22 protein-coding genes are annotated in these 20,075 nt (G+C 43.2%); 12 read left to right on the top strand and 10 right to left on the bottom strand.

The window, feature by feature from the left end; all coding sequences use genetic code 11:
- Positions 1 to 4 precede the first annotated feature (4 nt).
- Together MJ612_RS13395 and MJ612_RS13390 are read left to right on the top strand one after the other, a co-directional pair.
- Complete coding sequence (locus MJ612_RS13395; protein ID WP_187031379.1) at positions 5 to 973, top strand: AAA family ATPase; 969 nt, start codon at positions 5 to 7, stop codon at positions 971 to 973.
- Between the two features lie 123 nt (positions 974 to 1,096).
- Positions 1,097 to 1,525: a hypothetical protein gene (locus tag MJ612_RS13390; protein ID WP_187031381.1), complete on the top strand. Its 429-nt coding sequence runs from the start codon at positions 1,097 to 1,099 to the stop codon at positions 1,523 to 1,525.
- Positions 1,526 to 1,599: 74 nt separating this feature from the next.
- Here MJ612_RS13390 and MJ612_RS13385 read toward each other — a convergent pair whose 3' ends face one another.
- On the bottom strand, positions 1,600 to 2,463 hold the full coding sequence (locus MJ612_RS13385) for an SDR family NAD(P)-dependent oxidoreductase (protein ID WP_187031383.1): 864 nt from the start codon (positions 2,461 to 2,463) through the stop codon (positions 1,600 to 1,602).
- 162 nt (positions 2,464 to 2,625) lie between these two features.
- Between MJ612_RS13385 and MJ612_RS13380 the strand changes: the two genes are divergently transcribed.
- The 6 genes from MJ612_RS13380 (at position 2,626) to MJ612_RS13355 (ending at position 8,592) form a co-directional block, all read left to right on the top strand.
- The gene (locus tag MJ612_RS13380; RefSeq protein ID WP_187031385.1) at positions 2,626 to 3,246 is read left to right on the top strand and encodes a GNAT family N-acetyltransferase; all 621 of its coding nucleotides are present in this window, start codon (positions 2,626 to 2,628) and stop codon (positions 3,244 to 3,246) included.
- A 399-nt stretch (positions 3,247 to 3,645) separates the two neighbouring features.
- Positions 3,646 to 4,695, top strand: a complete 1,050-nt coding sequence (gene recA / locus MJ612_RS13375; RefSeq protein ID WP_187031387.1) for a recombinase RecA — start codon at positions 3,646 to 3,648, stop codon at positions 4,693 to 4,695.
- Positions 4,696 to 4,971: 276 nt separating this feature from the next.
- A complete protein-coding gene (locus MJ612_RS13370; RefSeq protein ID WP_187031389.1) occupies positions 4,972 to 5,778 on the top strand; it encodes a DUF3108 domain-containing protein in 807 nt (268 codons plus the stop codon).
- 173 nt (positions 5,779 to 5,951) lie between these two features.
- Positions 5,952 to 6,641 carry a response regulator transcription factor gene (locus tag MJ612_RS13365; protein ID WP_187031391.1) on the top strand — a complete coding sequence of 230 codons (690 nt, stop codon included), beginning with the start codon at positions 5,952 to 5,954 and terminating at the stop codon, positions 6,639 to 6,641.
- Positions 6,642 to 6,646: 5 nt separating this feature from the next.
- Positions 6,647 to 7,681: a sensor histidine kinase gene (locus MJ612_RS13360; protein WP_187031393.1), complete on the top strand. Its 1,035-nt coding sequence runs from the start codon at positions 6,647 to 6,649 to the stop codon at positions 7,679 to 7,681.
- Positions 7,682 to 7,881: 200 nt separating this feature from the next.
- A complete protein-coding gene (locus tag MJ612_RS13355; protein WP_187031394.1) occupies positions 7,882 to 8,592 on the top strand; it encodes an RluA family pseudouridine synthase in 711 nt (236 codons plus the stop codon).
- 149 nt (positions 8,593 to 8,741) lie between these two features.
- On the opposite strand, the gene MJ612_RS13350 is transcribed toward MJ612_RS13355, so the two are convergent.
- From MJ612_RS13350 to MJ612_RS13340, 3 genes are all read right to left on the bottom strand, one after another.
- A complete protein-coding gene (locus MJ612_RS13350; protein ID WP_187031395.1) occupies positions 8,742 to 9,728 on the bottom strand; it encodes an NAD(P)H-quinone oxidoreductase in 987 nt (328 codons plus the stop codon).
- A 69-nt stretch (positions 9,729 to 9,797) separates the two neighbouring features.
- Positions 9,798 to 11,021, bottom strand: coding sequence for an ABC transporter permease (locus tag MJ612_RS13345; RefSeq protein ID WP_187031398.1), 1,224 nt, complete (start codon positions 11,019 to 11,021; stop codon positions 9,798 to 9,800).
- A 157-nt stretch (positions 11,022 to 11,178) separates the two neighbouring features.
- Positions 11,179 to 11,703: a hypothetical protein gene (locus MJ612_RS13340; RefSeq protein ID WP_187031400.1), complete on the bottom strand. Its 525-nt coding sequence runs from the start codon at positions 11,701 to 11,703 to the stop codon at positions 11,179 to 11,181.
- A 256-nt stretch (positions 11,704 to 11,959) separates the two neighbouring features.
- Here MJ612_RS13340 and rplM point away from each other — a divergent pair, with 256 nt between their 5' ends.
- The 4 genes from rplM (at position 11,960) to tsf (ending at position 14,604) form a co-directional block, all read left to right on the top strand.
- Positions 11,960 to 12,409, top strand: a complete 450-nt coding sequence (gene rplM, locus MJ612_RS13335; RefSeq protein ID WP_162347384.1) for a 50S ribosomal protein L13 — start codon at positions 11,960 to 11,962, stop codon at positions 12,407 to 12,409.
- A 6-nt stretch (positions 12,410 to 12,415) separates the two neighbouring features.
- Positions 12,416 to 12,802 (top strand): 30S ribosomal protein S9, encoded by a 387-nt coding sequence (rpsI, locus tag MJ612_RS13330; protein ID WP_162427663.1) that lies wholly within the window; start codon positions 12,416 to 12,418, stop codon positions 12,800 to 12,802.
- 21 nt (positions 12,803 to 12,823) lie between these two features.
- Entirely contained in the window at positions 12,824 to 13,564 is a 741-nt protein-coding gene (rpsB, locus tag MJ612_RS13325; RefSeq protein ID WP_250419184.1) for a 30S ribosomal protein S2, read from the top strand.
- Between the two features lie 203 nt (positions 13,565 to 13,767).
- On the top strand, positions 13,768 to 14,604 hold the full coding sequence (tsf, locus tag MJ612_RS13320) for a translation elongation factor Ts (RefSeq protein WP_187031403.1): 837 nt from the start codon (positions 13,768 to 13,770) through the stop codon (positions 14,602 to 14,604).
- Between the two features lie 498 nt (positions 14,605 to 15,102).
- Here tsf and MJ612_RS13315 read toward each other — a convergent pair whose 3' ends face one another.
- The 6 genes from MJ612_RS13315 to MJ612_RS13290 all read right to left on the bottom strand — a co-directional run bounded on the left by MJ612_RS13315 (position 15,103) and on the right by MJ612_RS13290 (position 20,062).
- Entirely contained in the window at positions 15,103 to 15,345 is a 243-nt protein-coding gene (locus MJ612_RS13315) for a hypothetical protein (RefSeq protein ID WP_187031405.1), read from the bottom strand.
- Positions 15,346 to 15,449: 104 nt separating this feature from the next.
- On the bottom strand, positions 15,450 to 17,258 hold the full coding sequence (locus MJ612_RS13310; protein WP_187031407.1) for a MutS-related protein: 1,809 nt from the start codon (positions 17,256 to 17,258) through the stop codon (positions 15,450 to 15,452).
- Positions 17,259 to 17,261: 3 nt separating this feature from the next.
- Positions 17,262 to 17,684 carry a RidA family protein gene (locus MJ612_RS13305; RefSeq protein WP_187031409.1) on the bottom strand — a complete coding sequence of 141 codons (423 nt, stop codon included), beginning with the start codon at positions 17,682 to 17,684 and terminating at the stop codon, positions 17,262 to 17,264.
- 104 nt (positions 17,685 to 17,788) lie between these two features.
- Positions 17,789 to 18,853, bottom strand: a complete 1,065-nt coding sequence (locus MJ612_RS13300) for a DUF4097 family beta strand repeat-containing protein (RefSeq protein ID WP_250419183.1) — start codon at positions 18,851 to 18,853, stop codon at positions 17,789 to 17,791.
- On the bottom strand, positions 18,846 to 19,478 hold the full coding sequence (locus tag MJ612_RS13295) for a hypothetical protein (RefSeq protein WP_187031411.1): 633 nt from the start codon (positions 19,476 to 19,478) through the stop codon (positions 18,846 to 18,848). Before MJ612_RS13295 ends, MJ612_RS13300 begins: the two co-directional genes overlap by 8 nt.
- 23 nt (positions 19,479 to 19,501) lie before the next feature.
- Entirely contained in the window at positions 19,502 to 20,062 is a 561-nt protein-coding gene (locus MJ612_RS13290) for an RNA polymerase sigma factor (protein WP_187031413.1), read from the bottom strand.
- Between the last annotated feature and the right edge of the window lie 13 nt (positions 20,063 to 20,075).

The following is a 20,075-nucleotide window of genomic DNA, read 5'->3' as shown; positions in this document are numbered from 1 at the left end:
CTATATGGTACAACAGTATACCTCTGACAAAGAAGCAGCCGACGCGCTACACCACGCCTACCGCAACCTGACCAACGAAATTTCGAAGGTAATTGTGGGGCAGGACGAAGTGGTAAGATTAGTACTAACGGCGGTTTTTTGTCAGGGGCACTGTTTGTTGGTAGGCGTACCGGGCCTTGCCAAAACGCTGCTTATTCAAACTATAGCCTCTGCACTGGACATGTCGTTCAATAGGGTGCAGTTCACCCCGGACCTGATGCCATCGGATATTGTGGGTGCCGAAACGCTGGACAAGGACAGAAACTTTAAATTTATTACCGGCCCGATCTTCGCCAACATTGTACTGGCAGATGAGATAAACCGAACCCCACCTAAAACACAGGCAGCCCTGCTGGAAGCTATGCAGGAACACGCTGTAACGGTAGCAGGCAAACGCTACAGATTACCAGAGCCTTTCTTTGTACTGGCTACGCAAAACCCGATAGAGCAGGAAGGTACTTATCCCCTACCCGAAGCACAGCTCGACCGCTTCATGTTCAACATTACACTGGGCTACCCAAGCTACGAATCGGAACTACAGATTGTAAAGAATACTACGGGAGCTTTTACCCAGCAACTTAACAAGATACTGCATGCCGATGACATACTGGCTTTTCAGCAGTTGGTACGCCGTGTGCCGGTAGTTGATAACGTGGTGGAGTATGCGGTGCAGTTGGTGCATAAAACCCGGCCAGGCTCGTCTATGGCCTCTAAAGCAGCAGATAACTACCTGGAGTGGGGAGCAGGCCCGCGTGCTTCGCAGCACCTTATAGTTGGTGCCAAATGCAATGCCATCCTGAATGGCAAGTATAGCCCTGACATTGAAGATGTACAAGCTGTAGCCTTACCTATACTTCGCCACCGCATCGTGCGCAACTTTAAAGCAGAAGCCGAAGGCATTACCGAAGAGAAGCTAATCCTGGATCTGCTTTAATTGTCAATTGCTGATTGTTAATTGTTGGATCCTGATTTAACAATTTAACCATTAAACAATGTAGCAATCGAATCAAATTCGTGTAATTTTGCGGCGGATTTATACTTACTAATACTTATACCTATGGAGGCGGCTGCTTTATACTTTCGCTTTAAAGAGAACCTGGCAACTATAGTTGGTGCACTTAACAGCAGACTGGAAGTGCGCACCATGCCATATAACGTGTCTATTCCACTGGAAATAGATCTGCTGAGCGATATTCTTCGCATTTATGGCCTTAACTTTACTTCGGCAACTACAGGCGCTGCCAGGATTTTTGATTTCCAGCAATGGTACCTGCAGAACGAAGAAGCAGTAAATGATGTAATGCACCGTGTATTAGAAGATAAACGTGCGTACATGAAAACAGCTACCGGCGTAGTGTTACAGAAAGAAATGCTGTACAGAAGGCTGGAGTACTTTAAAGAGACTGCTCATACCCTAGAAGTGATGATGATACAGCAGAACCTGGGTAGCCCGAAACACCACAACTACCCTTTCCTGAATCAGTAACGGAGACGATACGAAAAAGTAAAGGCCGGCAACGCGAAAGTTGCTGGCCTTTATAGTTTAAATCAGCTTATAGTTTACTTACGGATAGAAGTATGGCCTTCTTTGGAGTGCTCCAGTTCCAGTTCTCCTTTCGGCTCTTTCTTCATTTCTGAATCTGCCTGACTGCCTACCCCACCTTTGGCGATAGTTATACCTCCATCAACCATATAAGTAGCACCAGTAACATAAGAAGCCTCGTCCGATGCCAGGAACAGGTATACATTAGCCACTTCCTCAGGGGTACCACGCCGCCCCATAGGCGTAGCTTCTTTTATCATCTTCACCATCTTGCTGTCCATAGGGCCAGTACTTTCGTGCGTCCAGGCGGTATCTATAGGTCCGGGTCCAACTATATTGCAACGCACGCCAAACTGCGCCTGCTCTACGGCCAAACCACGCATAAAGGCATGTATAAACCCTTTAGTGCCGCCATAAGGTGTATTTTGTGCTATACCCAACACGCCAGCCTCAGAGCCCGCAGACACAATGTTTCCTTTGGTTTTATGCAATTCCGGAAGCGCCGCCTTGCTCATCACAAATGCTGTTTTCACATTGTTCTTCAGCATGTATTCAAACGCTTCTTCAGAGTAGTCCTGCAACATGTTTACCTCCGGAAATACGCCAGCATTGTTAACTAAAATATCCAGCTTACCATATTGGCTCACGGCCGTCTCAACACAACGTTTAGCATTAGCTTCTGTAGAAAGATCAGCAGTAAATGGCAAGGCTGTACCTCCTTCTTTCTGAATTTCTTTCACTACTTCTTCTACAGGGTCTTCCGGGAAGCCTGCCACCACGACACTGGCACCTTCGCGGGCAAACTTTTTACATATTGCTTCGCCTATACCTGACCCGCCACCTGTTACAATAGCTACTTTACCTTTAAGTCTGTCTCCCATAGTTTATAACTTATAGATTATTTAATATAACATGTTCAGTAATAACGGATTGAAGCCTTGGTAGTTTAAAGATTTATACTTTCGGAATTGCTATACTAATTCAACTTTAAAGCGTAAGAAGATACAAGCATCTACTTAAACCCTACATTTAGTGCAATTTACATGAGTCTATTATTTAATATTTTACCCGATTCTCTGGATGAAAAGCTGGAGACAGATCACCTTATACTCAGACCTTACCAGGAGGGAGATGAAAATGATTTTATGCGGGTGCTGCAGGAAAACTCCCATACTTTATACCCGGCTTTTAGTGGCCGTATAGCGCGCGTAAAGGCGCTGGAAGATGCCCGTATACAAATGCAGCAACTCAGAACCGATTGGGATAACCGCAAAACCTTTGACTTTGGTGTATGGGCCAAAGCAGACAATAATTACTTAGGTGACATTGCCTTAAAGAATGTAGATCATAAAATACCAAAAGCAGAAATCGGTCTATACTTTAGCGGCTGGCCTGAAACCAAAGAACTGGTACAGGAAGCGCTGCAAAGTATCATCAGGTTTGCTTTTGATGCGCTGCACCTGAACAAAGTATACATCCGGTGTACAACTAATAATAAGTTTTATGGGGAATTGGCGCTGGAGAACGGTTTTGTAGAAGAGGGTACGTTACGTAGCGATTTCAGAGGGTTGGATTCTAATGAACTACATGACTTAACCTACTTTGGCATGACCCGCAAAGATTTTGAAAGTATACGCCAACAACACTCTACAGAACTTGTGTAGGTAATGAAGACACTAGTCCAGATTAAGATGACGCTGGAAGTATAGCTGCCAGAAGTATAAATTCCAGCAGCTATAATTCAGTTCAAGCTTTTTATCTAAGCCGAACACACATTCCAATATTTTTAGCAATTTAGCTTTAAAGCTTCTCAAACAACTGCTGCTATTTGCTAAAACACCTGAATATTAACCTGCTGCGGAATAGGATAGTTACCTTAAAAAAACTTTATAAAAATAGTAGAAAAAAGCAGCAAAAATGGCACAAAAGCAGTGCGGCAGATGTTAAGAAAAGACAGCAGTAATCAGCTAAAATAATTAGCAAAATATAGGTTAACTTTTTTGCATATTGGATCTGAATGTTGTAATTTCACAATCAAATTAAGCTAAACAAGAAAAGAACACATGAGTGTAAGCAACGAAAAACTTAAAGCCCTGCAGCTGACTATCGACAAGCTCGACAAGACTTACGGTAAAGGCACTGTAATGAAGCTTAGCGACAACAAGGTAGAAGACATTCCTGCTATTTCTACAGGGTCTCTTGGGTTGGACATAGCTTTGGGTATTGGCGGTTTGCCACGTGGCCGTGTCATTGAGATCTACGGTCCTGAATCTTCTGGTAAAACCACGCTTACCATGCATGCTATCGCCGAAGCACAGCGCAATGGTGGCCTAGCTGCATTTATCGACGCAGAGCACGCTTTTGATAAAGTATATGCCGAGAAATTAGGTATCGATACAGAAAACTTACTTATCTCTCAGCCAGACAATGGTGAGCAGGCACTTGAGATCGCTGATCACCTGATCCGTTCAGGCGCTATCGATATTATAGTTATTGACTCAGTTGCTGCTCTTGTACCGAAAGGCGAACTGGAAGGCGACATGGGTGACAGCAAAATGGGTCTTCAGGCTCGTTTGATGTCTCAGGCACTTCGTAAGTTAACAGGTACGATCAACAAAACAGGATGCTGCTGTATCTTCATCAACCAGCTTCGTGAGAAGATTGGTGTGATGTTCGGTAACCCTGAAACTACAACCGGTGGTAATGCCCTTAAATTCTACGCATCCGTACGTCTGGATATCCGTCGTATTGGCCAGATCAAAGAAGGTGCTGATAACATTACCGGTAACCGTACCCGCGTTAAAGTTGTGAAGAACAAAGTAGCGCCTCCGTTCAAAGTAGTTGAGTTCGACATCATGTACGGTGAGGGTATCTCTAAAGTAGGTGAGATCCTTGACCTGGGCGTAGAACTGAACATTGTACAAAAATCAGGTTCATGGTTCTCTTACGATGGCAACAAGCTAGGCCAGGGCCGCGATGGTGTAAAACAGATCCTGCTGGATAACCCGGAACTGATGGATGAGATCGAGCAGAAGATCAGAGCTATTGTAAAAGGCGAACCGGAAAAAGTAGCTGAAGTATTGGAAGATAAATCAGCTGATAGAGGTGAGTGAACATTATTCTCTGAACTAAAATAACAAAAAAGGTGCTATAGCAATGGCACCTTTTTTTATTTAAGGCCGTCTGCTAAAAAATGCGATAAAGTGCTAACTTGCAATTAATAACAAAGTATAAATTACTATAAACAAGCTTATACTTGTGGGTATAAGCATAAAATATAACTGGTAAGTGCGTTGCCACAGCAGCTTAAAATCCGTATCGCCCGGATGGAGTTGGTATGATAGTTGAATAAAACCTACTATTAACACTGACACTTATTGATGAAGAATATGAAGAAGTTTACTCCCATCATCCTTCTACTCGTGATTATACTCTCTGCCTTTGCAACCAAAGACAGAATGCGAACCATACGTAACGAAAGTTTTTCGACTGGCGAGATACTGAAGTATAAAATACACTATGGCCCTATTACAGCAGCCGAAGCAACTATAGATATATCTAATCAGCTGTACACTATAAACGGACGGCCAAACTACCGCGCTACTGTATATGGCCGCACAAGCAGCTCTTTCGACCTCTTTATAAAAATACGTGATACCTGGCAATCTTATATTGATACGGCTGCTATAGTACCACATCGTTTTTACCGCAGTATAGAGGAAGGTAGCTACCGCAAAAAAGAAACAATAGACTTTAATCATTACAGCAATACGGCTGCGGTTAAATCTAAAAAGAAAAAAGACCCAGAAAAGACCAGCACCCATAAAGTATCTGATAACGTGCAGGATATTGTAAGTGGGTTTTACTATTTGCGTACCCTGAACTATGATAATATGCGCAAGGGAGACAAATTCAATATCAAAGGCTTCTTTGATGAAGAAAACTTCGATATGGAGATTACTTACAAAGGTAGAGAAACAGTAAGCACCAAATCAGGTAAGATAAAAGCTATAAAACTGGTACCTAAAATGCCGAAGAACGAGATGTTTAAAGGCGAAAATGCCATCATAGTATATTTATCTGATGACGATAACAAGATACCGGTACTGATTGAAGCTGAAATGTTTGTAGGATCGCTGAAGGTAGACCTTTACGAGTTTAAGAACCTAAAGCACAAGCTCATCGCCAAAAAGTAAGACAGAAAGCCAGCTGAACAGCTGGCTTTTTTGTTATATCATAGCCCACGCACCTATGTTAAGAATATATTATCATTTAGTAGTAACTGAGCAGATTACCTAAATCATACTACCTTTACAATAGCTAAAGAAAACAGCTTGGTAGCAATCAGTTAACCTAACCCGTTACACTCGTGCAAACTACACCTAAATACAAGATACTGATCGTGGACGATGAGCCCGATATTGTGGAACTGCTGCACTACAACCTTACCCGTGAAGGATACGAAGTGGCGCAGGCCGATAATGGTAAAAGAGCTATTGAAGTAGCGAAGGCTTTTAAACCGGATGTTATCCTGATGGATGTAATGATGCCGGTACTGGATGGTATTGCTGCCTGCCGCCAGTTACGCGAAACAAACGACTTTAAACAAACGCATATTATCTTCCTGACTGCCCGTGCCGAAGAATTCTCTGAAGTAGCTGCTTTTGATGCCGGAGCCGATGACTTTATAACCAAACCTATAAAGCCCCGCGCACTGCTAAGCCGACTGGCAGCCTTTGCCCGTCGCGATGCCCAGCAGGACGAACAGGAACAGGTAATAGACATAGCAGGTCTTAAAATTGACCGCACCAGCTTTGCCGTTTATAAAGGAGAGCAAAAAATTATACTTCCGAAAAAAGAATTTGAACTGCTGGCTTTCCTGGCATCAACACCTAACAAAGTGTTTACCCGCGAAGAACTACTGAACAGCATCTGGGGCAGCGACGTGTATGTAATTCCAAGAACCGTAGATGTACACATCCGGAAGGTGCGTGAAAAAGTTGGTGAAGACCATATTCGTACTATAAAAGGAGTCGGTTATAAGTTTAATACCGACTGAATTGTATGAATTTAAATTCCCGAACGCTTACTATACTTATCTCGCTGGCGGTGGCTTTGGTGCTTACCGCCTTTCTTGCATTAGCGACTTACTTCTCTTCTAAGGGGCTTATAGTTGCGCTGGTGGTGGTGTTTATCAGTTGCTTTTTACTAGTATACTTCTCTTACGAGGCCTTAATACTACGCGAAATAAAGAATGTATATTCCAGCCTGGAGCGCATTAAACGCCAGGACAGCAGAAAAGCTGAAGGTAGATCTTTTTTTACTGCCGACCCTCTACTCAAAATCAAGAATGAAATTTATGAGATAGCGGCCAAAAAGCAGTTAGAAATTGATGAACTGAAGCGACTGCAAACCATGCGGAGTGAATTTCTGGCGGATGTATCACATGAGTTGAAGACACCTATTTTTGCGGCTCAGGGCTTTATACATACCTTACTGGATGGAGCTGTAGATGATGTAGCTGTTCGGGATAAATTCCTGCAGAAAGCAGCCAACAGCCTGGACGGATTGGATACCCTGGTACAGGACCTGATCAGTATTTCGCAGCTGGAGAAGGGTGTTATTAAAATGCAGAAGCGGAACTTTGATGTAGTACCACTGGTAAAAGAAGTTTTTGAGCAACTGGAGCAGAAAGCAGCTGAACGCCACATTACACTTCATTTAGAGGCCCAGCCAGGTGAACACGTAAACTTACATGCCGACCCGAATCGCATACGTCAGGTATTCATCAACCTGATTGATAACGCGATCAAGTATGGCCGGAATGGGGGCAACATCTGGGTATCTTTTAACGAGGGCAAAAAGAAGTTTACAATAACCGTAGCTGATGATGGCAAAGGAATAGCAGAAGAGCACATTAACCGCATTTTTGAGCGCTTTTACAGAATAGATAAGAGCCGCGCCCGCACCGAAGGCGGCTCCGGTTTAGGACTTGCCATTTCCAAGCACATCATTGAAGCACACCGCTCTTTTATAGCTATAAGCAGTGTAGTTGGCAAAGGCTCTACACTCAGGTTTAAATTACCAAAAGCCAAATAATAGCTGATTACTGATTGCAAGTTGGTGTCCACAAACGGTTATATTTTAGCTAACTATAAACATCTGCCAAATACCTGCTAAGGTAGCAAGCAATTAACCCTCACAACAATCAACAATAAACAATCAGCAATTATTATCAGTATCTTTGCAGGATGCGCAGCTTAAAGTTTAGCTATGCCTGATAAAGTATAAGCACACACATGAAGTACCCGGTTTTTAAGGACCTGATCATATTTGAGAACGAAGACTATATAGTAGTTAACAAACCACCTTTTCTGGCTACGCTGGAAGATAGAACACCTAATACCACCAACCTGCTTAAAATTGCCCGTCAGTATAACCCGAACCTGCAGGCCTGCCACCGCTTAGATAAAGACACATCGGGGTGCCTGATATTTGCTAAAAACCCGGAAGCTTACCGTAATGTGGCGATACAGTTCGAGCACCGCGAAGTATATAAGGTTTACCATGCCGTAGTTTGGGGTATCCATAAGTTCGAAGACCAATTAGTAAACAAAGCTATACTTCCAAGTGCCAAAGGTGTGGCTAAGCTAACACCACAGGGTAAGTCTGCTGAAACGTTCTTTACGACGCTGGAAAACTATAACCGCCATACTTTGGTAGAGTGTTTACCTGTAACGGGTCGTTTGCACCAGATACGCGTGCACCTGGCATCGCTGAAGGCACCTATTGTGGGCGATGAACTATATGGAGGCGAGAATTTATACCTGAGCAGCCTGAAGCGCGGCTACAACCTGAAAAAGCTAACAGAAGAACAGCCACTAATTAAGCGATTTGCGCTACACTCGCATACCATCGGTTTCAGGTTAATGGACGGAGAGCCGGTAAAAATTGAAGCTCCATACCCGAAGGATTTTGCTGTGCTTGTTAAGCAACTGAGAGCGCAGTAAGCTTTTACCAGACAAAGGATATTTTGAAAAAGGACAGAAGAGATTTTATACTTTCTTCTGTCCTTTCTGTTTTTATAGTTGGCCAATTTATGTCGCAAGGTTAACGGCTTGTATTTACTGTTTCTTTTGCCAATACCTACTTTTTCAGGCTAACTTACCCGCAGTACAATCTTCCCGATGTTCTTATTGCTTTCTATGTAATGGTGCGCCTCGGCTACGTCTTCCCAATCATATACGGAATCAACCACAGGTTTTAGCTTACCTTCTTTAAAAAGAGGCAAGGCAAACCGGCTTAGGTCTTCGGTAAGCTTTATCTGGTATTCTTTGGTACGGGAGCGCAGCGTGGAGCCTATTACCTGCAGTCGCTTCGTCAGAATTTTTCGCAGATCCACATTATCTACTTTTCCACCACCTAAACTGGCAAGTATAACCAGCCTTCCATCCAGGCGCAGGCAATCGAGGTTCTGGTTAAAGTATGGGCCTGCTATAAAATCTATGATCACATCCACACCTTCGTTATTGGTATAGGCCAGCACTTCATCTTCAAAAGGCACATCAGGATCCTGGTAGTTTATCAGTTTATGCGCACCCAGTTCTTTACAGGCATGCAGTTTTCCTTCTGAGGCTGTAACCAGTACTTCGGCTTTCAGGGTGCGGGCCAGTTGTATGGCAGCCGTACCTACGCCACTGGCCCCGGCATGTATTAGTACACGTTCGCCGGCCTGCAATTTACCTAACCATACAAGTGCCTGCCATGCCGTTAAAAAAACTTCAGGTATAGCAGCAGCCTCTTCAAAACTTAAGTTGTCAGGTATAGGCATGGCCATTTCTTCATGTATCAAAGCATACTCGGCATAACCACCACCGGGCAGCAATCCAAAAACCTTATCGCCTTTTTTATACTTGGTGCAGTTTATACCTGCTTCTTCAACCACACCGGCAATCTCTAAACCAAGTATAGGGCTGGCACCTTTAGGAGGCGGGTACTTGCCCTGGCGCTGCAGTGTGTCGGCGCGGTTAAGGGCGGTGGCGTGCACTTTTACCAGCAATTCATAAGGTCCGGGCAAAGGCTGTTCGTATTCTCCAAGTATAAGTTGTTCGGGTCCACCGGGCTGTTTTACAAGTATGGCTTTCATAGTTCTGATGGCAGGTATAGTTTACAAATAAAATATAAACTTAGATACTAAAGTTACAGACAGCTTGTTCTACTCTCTTCGGATGGCATCTACGGGGTTAAGCCTGGCGGCACGTGTAGCAGGGTAAGTACCAAATACAATACCTACCACGATAGCGATGATGGTAATAACTATAAGCGTATTTAGTGTAAATGCGGCCTGAAAAGGCACATCTGCAAATGCTTTGATAACCGGAACCGCTCCCATCGCAAATAATACTCCCAGCACCAAACCAAGTAAGCTGCCAAACAACGATACCGTTACCGACTCGGCAAGGAACTGTAGCAGGATGTCGTGCTTTTTAGCTCCCATAGCTTTGCGCACACCAATTTCCACGGTTCGTTCAGTTACCGAAATCAGCAGCACGTTCATTACGCCTATGCCACCTACTACCACCGAAAGTCCCACGATCATGCCCATCACGATCCGGAACAGTAAGAAACCTTTAGCTGCCTGCTCTAACCTGCCTTCGTTGGTAATTACCCTAAAATCTGTAGTGTCCTTGGCTACATTAGTTTTCAGCCACTGCTCTGCATCTTTCTTAAAAGTCTGCACCTGCTCTACATCATCCACTTCAAATACTACTCCTGGAGGGTCAGCTTTCAGTTCAGTTTCAGTAAACAAACTAATGGGCAAGTATAGCTGTGGTCTTTCGTGCTTTGTGGGTTTAAGGATGCCAATTACTTTTACCGGTTTGTTATGGTAGGTTACCGTTTGCCCAAGTATAGTTTGAACAGAATCTTTGCCAGCTACCTGTTTTGCAAAACTATAATTTGCAAAGGCAACAGGAGCTTTAGCTGTTAGTTCTTTAGATGTAAATAACCGGCCAGCTTTCAGGTTTATAGTTTTAGGGTGTAGCGTATTTACACCGTGCACACTTGCCCCGACCCTACTGCTATCCGCTAATAATATTTCGCTGTTTTTCTTAAACTCGATGTAGCCGGTAGCAGGTATAGCCATCTTTTCTGAGAATTTCTCAAACCGCTCGAAGTTCAAGTAACCATAGTCTTCTTTCTGCAGACTAACATCATTTACACGTTTATAGGTGTTGGTTTCTATCATTACAGCCTTCAGCGATGTAGTAGTAGTTATCTGCTCTTTAGCAAACTTCTCCAAGCCATCTATCAGCGAGAGCACCGTTACCAACGCCCCTACCCCAATCACAATACCAAGTATAGACAGCAAGGTATGGAACAACCTGGTGCGGATGTTATGCAGGGCCAGCGCGAAAGAGTTGAGTAGTTTTTTGAGCATCGATTTAATACAGTGTATAGTTCTCAGGGCTTATTTACAGTGGGAGGCGTGTAATTTACTGTTTTTCTTATAGGTGGAGGCGGTGACATAGGCGCTGGTGGAGGACCGAATACAATATCATTTCCTTTTACAATAGGCACAATAATACTATCTGACTTTACAAAGTAGTTACAGGTCTTACTTTTGGGCTTAAATAAGAATTCATGAACATATCTACAGCCTGCCTAAACCTTCTGTCCAGGTTATGATGTGTGTAGAACTGATATTTTACCTTGTCTCCATCTTTATACCTGCTATAATAATAGTAACTACAGTATAGTGTCAACTCAGGTATCTTGGTATCCGCGATGAATCCATTTGGCATTTCTCTGCTAACATTAATAAAGTCTTGTAATTTATTATCTTCTGAAATACCTTTTATAGTTCCTGTCCAGGCAAGTGTTTCAGGGGCTTCAATCGGGTTTATTTTCTTTTGGATAAATACTGAGTCATTATCAAGATTTAAGTAGAAATAATAAGCTACTCCAAAGCCCTTGTTCTCTTCTGTAGGGTTCTCTGCAAATCCAAAAGCAACTAATTCTATGGTATGTTTATCAGAATCAAGCACGTTGCTTACAACATCTTCACTGCACGATGAGAGGCAGAAACAAATCATCAACAAGTAAATTACAGATCGGTGCATAGTTAGGCAGGAGTAGTTAGGTAGATAAGGTACAGATTTTTCTGATATAAACACAGTTACTAATTTATAGTTAGAAGTATATCTGAATCATCCCAACCTTCATTTTAAGGTATGAGTCTACTGCTATTACACTGATTTCCGGGAATTTATAAAACTGTATTGCATATAAAATAAAGACTCGCTATCTTTGTGACCATTTTCGAAGAACCGAAAGAAAAATAGTTAACATTAAATAAATCGCTTACTACCACCAAAAATGGATCATTTAAGTTATAAGACCCTAAATGTCAGCAAGAAGACAGCCAACAAAGGCTGGGTGATTGTTGATGCAGGGCAAGGAAACTTGGGTCGCGTGGCGTCTGAAATCGCCAAGATCCTGAAAGGCAAGAACAAGCCTTCGTACACGCCAAACGCTGACTGCGGTGACAACGTGATCGTTATCAACTCTGATAATGTACGTTTCTCAGGTCGCAAGTGGGATCAGAAGTACTACCTGACACACACTGGTTACCCAGGTGGTCAGAAGAGAACTTCTCCACGTGAGCTAAAGGCTAAATCATCAACGCTGCTCGTAGAGCGCGCAGTTCGTGGCATGTTGCCTAAAGGCCCACTAGGTCGCGAGCTATTCCGTAATCTTCATGTTTTTGCAGGAAGCGAGCATCCATTTGCAGCTCAGCAGCCTAAAGAATTAACCTTCAACTTATAATAATTAATGGAAGTTATCAATACATCCGGTAGAAGAAAAACCTCGGTGGCACGTATCTATATGACGGCCGGGCAAGGGAATATCACTATTAACGGTAAAGATATCAAGGCATACTTCCCTAACGAAGTATTGCAGACTATAGTAAATCAGCCGTTTCAAACCTTAGATCTGATTGGCAAGTACGATGTTACTGCTAATTTAAAAGGTGGTGGTGTAAGCGGCCAGGCTGAGGCACTAAGACTTGCTATCTCTAAAGCCCTGGTAGTTGAGAACGCCGAGACTAAATCAGTTCTTCGTAAAGAAGGTTTCGTTACACGTGACCCTCGTATGGTAGAGCGTAAGAAGTTCGGTAAGCGTAAAGCGCGTCGTTCATTCCAGTTCAGCAAACGTTAATATTAAAGGTGTATCAACAACATGGCAAGTACTAATTATAAAGAATTACTGGAAGCTGGTGTACACTTTGGCCACCTTACCAGAAAGTGGGATCCGAAAATGGCTCCATACATCTTCATGGAGAAGAACGGTATCCACATCATTGACTTAAATAAGACACTGGTTGCGCTTGATGAGGCTACTTCAGCTATCAAGAACATCGCTAAGTCTGGCCGTAAGATCATGTTCGTAGCTACTAAAAAGCAAGCTCAGGACATCGTTGCGGAAGAAGCGAAGCGTCTTAAAATGCCTTACGTTACCGATCGTTGGTTAGGCGGTATGCTTACTAACTTCGCTACTGTGCGTAAGTCTCTTAAGAAAATGTCTACCATCGATAAAATGATGAAAGATAACACTGCTTATGCAGCTATCGCGAAGCGTGAGAAACTGGAGCGTGTACTTGGTGGTATCGCAGATCTTTCAAGACTGCCTGCAGCCCTTTTCATCGTTGACGTGAAGCGTGAGCACATTGCAGTTAAAGAAGCACACAAGCTTAACCTGCCTGTTTTCGCTATCTGCGATACTAACTCGAACCCTGAGCTGGTTGACTTCCCAATCCCTGCGAATGACGATGCTTCTAAATCTATTTCCCTGATCGTTTCTATCATGGGTAAAGCGATTGAAGAAGGTCTGTCTGAGCGTAAGGTTGACAAAGAAGAAACTGAGCGTAAGCGTTCTGAAGAGGAAGGCATCAAGGCTAAACAAGAAGCTGACGAGCAATAAGAACTTGTTCATATTGCAACATATCAAACTGAACATTGGGCAAGCTGCTTCAATGTTCAGTTTGTTTTAGGGGCTTTTTAAAGATGCAAGAATTTAGACGTTAGACTATAGACTCTCTGCTAACTATAAAGTCATCTTTAATCAAAACCCTTACCAATACAGAATTCATAATTTATAATTCATAATTCTTAATTATAAAGATCATGGCTATTACAGCACAAGACGTTAACAGACTTCGCCAGGAAACTGGTGCAGGTATGATGGACTGCAAAAAAGCGCTTACTGAAGCAAACGGCGACTTTGAAGCGGCTAAAGATATTCTGCGTAAGCAGGGACAGAAGATTGCGAGCAAGCGTGCTGAAAACGTAACTTCAGAAGGTATTGTATTAACGCAGGTTACTGCTGATGGCTCAACTGGTAAAGTTGTTGCTATCGCTTGTGAAACTGAGCCGGTATCTAAAGTTGAAGACTTCAGAAACCTTGCACAGGCAGTATTGAACGCAGCTGTTACTACTAACGCTGCTACTAAAGAAGAATTACTTGCTACGCCTCAGGCTGATGGCCGTTCGCTACAGGATCATATCACTGACCTGATGGGTAAAATTGGTGAGAAGATCGATGTAGTATCTTACGAAACTGTTACTGCTGATAAAGTTGTAGCTTACAACCACTCTAATGGTAAATTAGGTGTACTTGTTGGCCTTAACAACACAAACGGTACTGATGTAACTGAAGTTGGTAAAGATATCGCGATGCAGATCGCGGCTATGAAGCCAATCGCTCTTGATAAAGACGGCGTTGATGCAGCTACTATCGAGCGTGAGATCGAGATCGGTAAGGAGCAGGCTCGTGCTGAAGGTAAGCCAGAGAACATGCTGGAGAAAATTGCTCAGGGTAAACTGAACAAGTTCTACAAAGAAAGCACTCTGTTAAACCAGGAGTTCGTTAAAGATTCTTCTTTAACTATCTCTCAGCTTCTTGAGAAGACAAGCAAAGGCTTAACAGTAACTGATTTCAAGCGTGTAGCTATCGGTGCTTAATTAGTCTTAAGCTTACAAAGTAAAAAAAGCCCGCTGATGAAGCGGGCTTTTTTATGTTTATTGCTTTTAGCGGTTAGGCTAAATTACTGCAAGGCCGTCGGCCGAAAACAGACGTTTATGTGAAGTTGGACTCTGTTGTTTTCCACTACTTGTTTATGTTTTCTGATTTGTATTTACTCAAAACAAACAGCAAACTAACTTAGAACAGGCGTTCCCTATTTCTTCTACTTCTTAAAAATCTTAATTATACCGCTAATTGTCAAAATAGCTCCAATTATCCCTATTATAAAGGTATTTTGAAAATATCCTCTTACTCTAATATTTTCACTTAATTCAGTCGGATTACTAAGTAAAGTATAAATAAAGATAAAAGTTAAGATTGGTCCAATAACATAAAGTGTAAGGATAGTTATAAGGCTGCCTTCGTATTTTCTAAAGAATTTTATCATCAATTATTTTTATTCAATAGCGTACAAAACTGTTCTAAAGTGAGAAACCTTACCCATTCCTCCTAATTGTACTTACAAAAGCATCGCGCATATCAACAAAACGATTTACTACGGCTTCAATAAACTCTTCGTCCAGTAAAGCAATAGCACCTTCATCACCGTTCACTTCTGTTTCTTCAATTTTATAGATCTGCTCCAAGTTGGCTTTCTCCAGTTTCAGGATATACTTGCCGTTATAGGAATGCAGGGTAATTTTAACATGTGGATTTGGTATGTCTGCTACAACTCTCATAGTTTATAGTTTAATGTTTAGTTTGTTAATATTTATCAGGTGAAGTATAAACTCACCCTTACCCCTCCGAGGAGGAGAATTAAATATTGTCCATTGTCTAATATTTACTCCTCAATGGCGATACCCATCAGCTGCATGAGCTTGCTGGCGTTAAAGCTACCGCAAATGCCACGCTGTAACTTGTAATCAAACAGGATCCTATCGCCTTCTATGGTACTGTTAAAACTATAGTTCTCAACGCTGCCAGCCAGTTCTTCTTCCATTGCGCCCAGTTCCAGGTCGTGTGTAGATATCATGCCAGAACTATAACGCTGGTGCAGCTGCCTGATCAACGCCATAGCTCCTAAATGCCTGTCGCGGGAGTTGGTACCTTTCAGTATCTCATCGAGTAAATAGAACACCGGCTCGCCATGTTCTGTCATATTCAGCAGTATACGCAGGCGTTTCAGTTCGGCATAAAAAGACGAAGTGCTTTCGGCAAGGTTATCTACGGTGCGCATGGCAGTGTATACCTGCACCGGGGCAACGCGCAGCTTACGGGCACAAACAGGCGCACCAGCAAAGGCCAGCACCATATTTATACCCACCGTACGCAGGAAAGTAGTTTTACCCGACATGTTTGAGCCGGTAACTATAATGGTATGCCCCACGCCCTGCATTGAAAAATCGTTGGCAATGCGTTCCGAAGCAAAAATAAGCGGGTGGGCCAGTTGCTCAGCACTAAACTCAAACGGTACATCACTTATTTCCGGAACAGTATGAGCAGGATTGGCAAACTGGTGCGCAGCTATACTTGCTATACTTTCGAAACTGGCCAGCACATCTAAAGAACCTTTCACCTGGTCCAGATATTTTTCGCGCCACTTTTCCAGACGATATACCCAAATAAAATCCCACATCAGTATCGTGTTCAGGAAAAAGGCCATCAACGTACTCAGCCGGTAAGAGAAGAAATCAATAATGAGTGCCAGCTTACCCAGCGCTACAGATGCCTTTACATTTCCTGCGTGCAGTTTATGTTGCAGTTCTTTCAGGTAATATGCCTTAAACTGATGTTGCTCTATATGTTGTAATTGCCGGGTATAACTTTGCATAGACTCATAAATGCCTATACTGTTCTCATAAAACTCATCCCGCTCTACCCTGAAGCGGTAAGAGAGCAGCGATTGCACCACCAATAACCCAACAGCTGGGTAACCCGAGTAGCCATAAAACCAGGCAACTATAGCAGCAAGCGTACCAACAGGAAGTATAAAAATAAGTGGCTGCAGGTAAGTATGCTTGCTGAAAAAGTGATTCTCCTGTAGCCACACAAAGAAATCTGTTTTAGAATCTTCTGTATGCTTGTAGTGCCTTGGTGTTGCCAGCAAGTTCTGAAGCCATTCTATAGCATTTTTATTGCCTAGCTCAGCTACTGCTTCCTGGCGGTGTAGTACCTCGTGTTTGGCGGCTCTGTGTTGTAACCAACCTGCCAGTTTTGCTTTTCCTATACTTGTAACCGACCGGTTAATTAACTGAAAAAGAGAATTAGGCCCAAAAATATCGAGGTCGGAAGTATAGGGATGATGGTCGTCTGTAAACTGATGTCCGCTATCTAGTTTGCTGATGTTGCCTTTTAGCCGATCAAGCTCTTCCAGGTTAAGTTCGTGCAACAGCTTTAAATGTTGGCGCTGGTATTCCAGTCGGGTATGCCATCGCATTACAAGTATAAACAAAGTATAGCCTATACCTATCGTTAGTGCGCCCCAGACACTGTTACCAGTGTTAAAGAAATGGTAAGCCGCCGCTACGCCTGCCACAAAAATAAACACGCGCAACCACGACACACGCGATGCTTTACCTGCTGCTAATTGCTCCTGTTGCTTAAAAGTTGTCGCCCTGGAAGTATAAATCTCCGTTGGATTATGCTGCATGAGTTAGATGGTAGCGATGCACTTTAATTCGATAGCAATAGGTGTAGGCAAGCTATTTATTTCTACCGTGGTGCGGCAAGGCTGGTTATCTTTAAAGTACTCTGCATATATGCGGTTATAGGTTGCAAAGTCAGCTTTCATGTTCGTCAGGAACACGGTTACATCTACCAGTTTATCCCAGCTCGATCCGGCATCTTCTAAAACATACTTCACATTCTGGAACACAGACCTGCACTGAGTTTCAATATCATAAGAAGTAATATTGCCAGCTTCATCCAGTTCTACACCAGGTATTTTCTTAGTGCCTCGCTCACGGGGCCCAACCCCAGATAAAAACAACAGATTGCCAACTTTGCGGGCATGCGGGTATAGCCCAACCGGCTCGGGGGCTTTAGAAGAATTAAGAATCTCGTTTTGATTTGCCATAGTCAAATATAAGCAATGCGCCATAATAAACCCTAGTAAATGCAAAGAGCCGGCACCAGGCCGGCTCTAAACTATAACAAAACAACTTACAACACAGGATCGGTTTATTGTGTGAACCTTACGTCGCCATACTTAGAGGTAATAGATACCGCAGCTTTTGATGATGCAGACCCAAACTTACCTTTATAGTCAGCAGAAGTATAATCTTTTTCGATGGAGGTAATATTTACCAGGTCCTTGTTCACTTTAAAATCGCCATACTGCACATTTACATTAAAATTGAAGGCAGAATTATCGGCAAAATTAAGAGAGATCGGAATGTAGGTACTGGCCAGCCTGATATTACGGACGTTGTTACTGATGTTATTTATCCTGAAAGAACCGTATTTCATATCCATGCTCAGTTCCTCGTTCAGCTTGCCTATGGTTAACTCGCTATACTTACTAAAGCCTTTCAGTTCCTGTGCCTCAGCTACATTCATGTCAAAATAAGCGATCTGCACATTACCACCATTGATGTAACCACAGCTACCGGAGCCATAAGTAAGCTTTAGGTTATTATCTGAGTTGCTTAAACGATCGCATTTCAGGTTACCATACTTCAGAGATAAATCTGCTTTGCCTTTCCGGGCAGCCAGGTAAACATCGCCGTAGGTGTTCTTTATAGTAACAGCATTTGCCTCTGGCATGTAAACCGTATAGTTGATCTCAGAAGAGCTTACACCCGACATGCGCGAAGGTTCATATACCGTTCTTAACGATATTGTTTTGTCTTCCCTGCTCTCCGCAATGCTCATTCTGTTCAGCATATCGCTTGCCTTACCTTCAGAACCGGCTCTGGCTATCATGTCTACCTTTACTTTAATCTCGTTCTTGTTCCAGGTATTTACATGCACTCTACCATACCGGTTCTCAATATTAAGTATATCAGCGCTGGTAACTTTATAAGTTTTCTCAAAGGTTTTGCGCTTTTCAGCATCGTAAACAGCCGCCGACGGTTGCTTTTTATAGTTCCAGTTACCATGCGGGTCTACGCTGGCAACAGCTGTATTAGGGCAGGGTGCAGGTTGTGGTGTAGGTTGGGATGGTCCGTCAGCCGCTTGGCGACCGAAGACCATAGCAGGTGCCATCACAAGTATAATGGCCAAGTAGCGTAAAGATCTATACATTGGTTTCATTGCTTAAGGATTCTTCTGTTGTTTGTTTCTGGAGTTTCTCTATTTTCTGAAGTACTTCCAATTGGCGATTTAGCACTTCGATCCGTATCTGCAGGTTCTGGATCATGGCATTCATCACTTTTTCGGTATTAGGGGCAGTTAGTAATTGTTTCTTAAGTTGGATGTAGCTGCTGTCCAGCCGGGCTATTTCACTGTCGATTTCTCTCTTTTCGTCCAGTCCAAGCACCTTCAGGTCGTATTCGCTCAGCTGTTCTTTTTTATCTTTAAGCTGGCTGGTATAGTATGCTTCTACTTCTACCAGTTCAGGAGCTATTTTTTGTATAGCCGGTTGGCTAACAGCAGCCATCGTATAGTTACCATCTGCAGCATTCTGCTTGGTTAGCCATAAAGTAAGGCCACAACCTAAAAGCAGTATAACAGCTGCAGCTACGCGCATAAAGAGCATATCGCCACTAAAACTGAAGCTATCCCCGAAGCTGAACTTAATTACTTTGGTAGTTTCTTTAGGCTCGGCCGACAACTCCTGACAGATCTCCTGCCAAAGCTCTGGCCGCGGCTCGTACACATCGAAATCATCCCGATGCTCGCTTACAAAATCTTTCAGTCTATCTTTCATGTCTGTTGTTGTTTGTTTGATTCTCAGGCCGCAAAATGTGGCTCTTTCATTATGTCCAGAAGCTTTTTCCGGGCCCTGCTGTACTGCGATTTAGAAGTAGACTCCGATACTCCCAGTATCTCTCCTATTTCGGCGTGGTCGTAACCTTCCAGCAAGTATAAGCTAAGCACTACCCGGTAGCCATCTGGCAATTTTTGTATAGCGCGGCGGATATTTTCCACCTGCCATTCCGTATCATTATCGTCAGTTACTTCGTCTGCTACTTCGGTGGCAACCCGCTCATCCATCGGCACCAGTTCAGAGCGCCGCTTCCGGATTGCGTTTATTGCTGCATTTACCACAATCTTTTTGAGCCAGCTGCCAAAAGAAGCTTCAGACTTATAGTTGTGTAGATTTTTGAATGCGCTGATGAAAGCCTCCTGCAGTACATCTTCTGCTTCGGCATAATCGTTGGTGATGCGCATGCTCACGTTAAACATGGCCTTGGAGTATAGCTTGTATAGTTCATACTGTGCCCGGTTGTCGCCACCCTTGCACCGTTCCACTACATGCTGGTTTACGTCCTGATAAGTAGATGTCTCCAAGTTACTCCAGTTT

It is taken from the genome of Pontibacter deserti, assembly GCF_023630255.1.
Taxonomy (GTDB): domain Bacteria; phylum Bacteroidota; class Bacteroidia; order Cytophagales; family Hymenobacteraceae; genus Pontibacter; species Pontibacter deserti.
The sequence above is the reverse complement of the archived record's forward strand: the minus strand, read 5'-3'. Positions and strand labels throughout refer to the sequence as shown.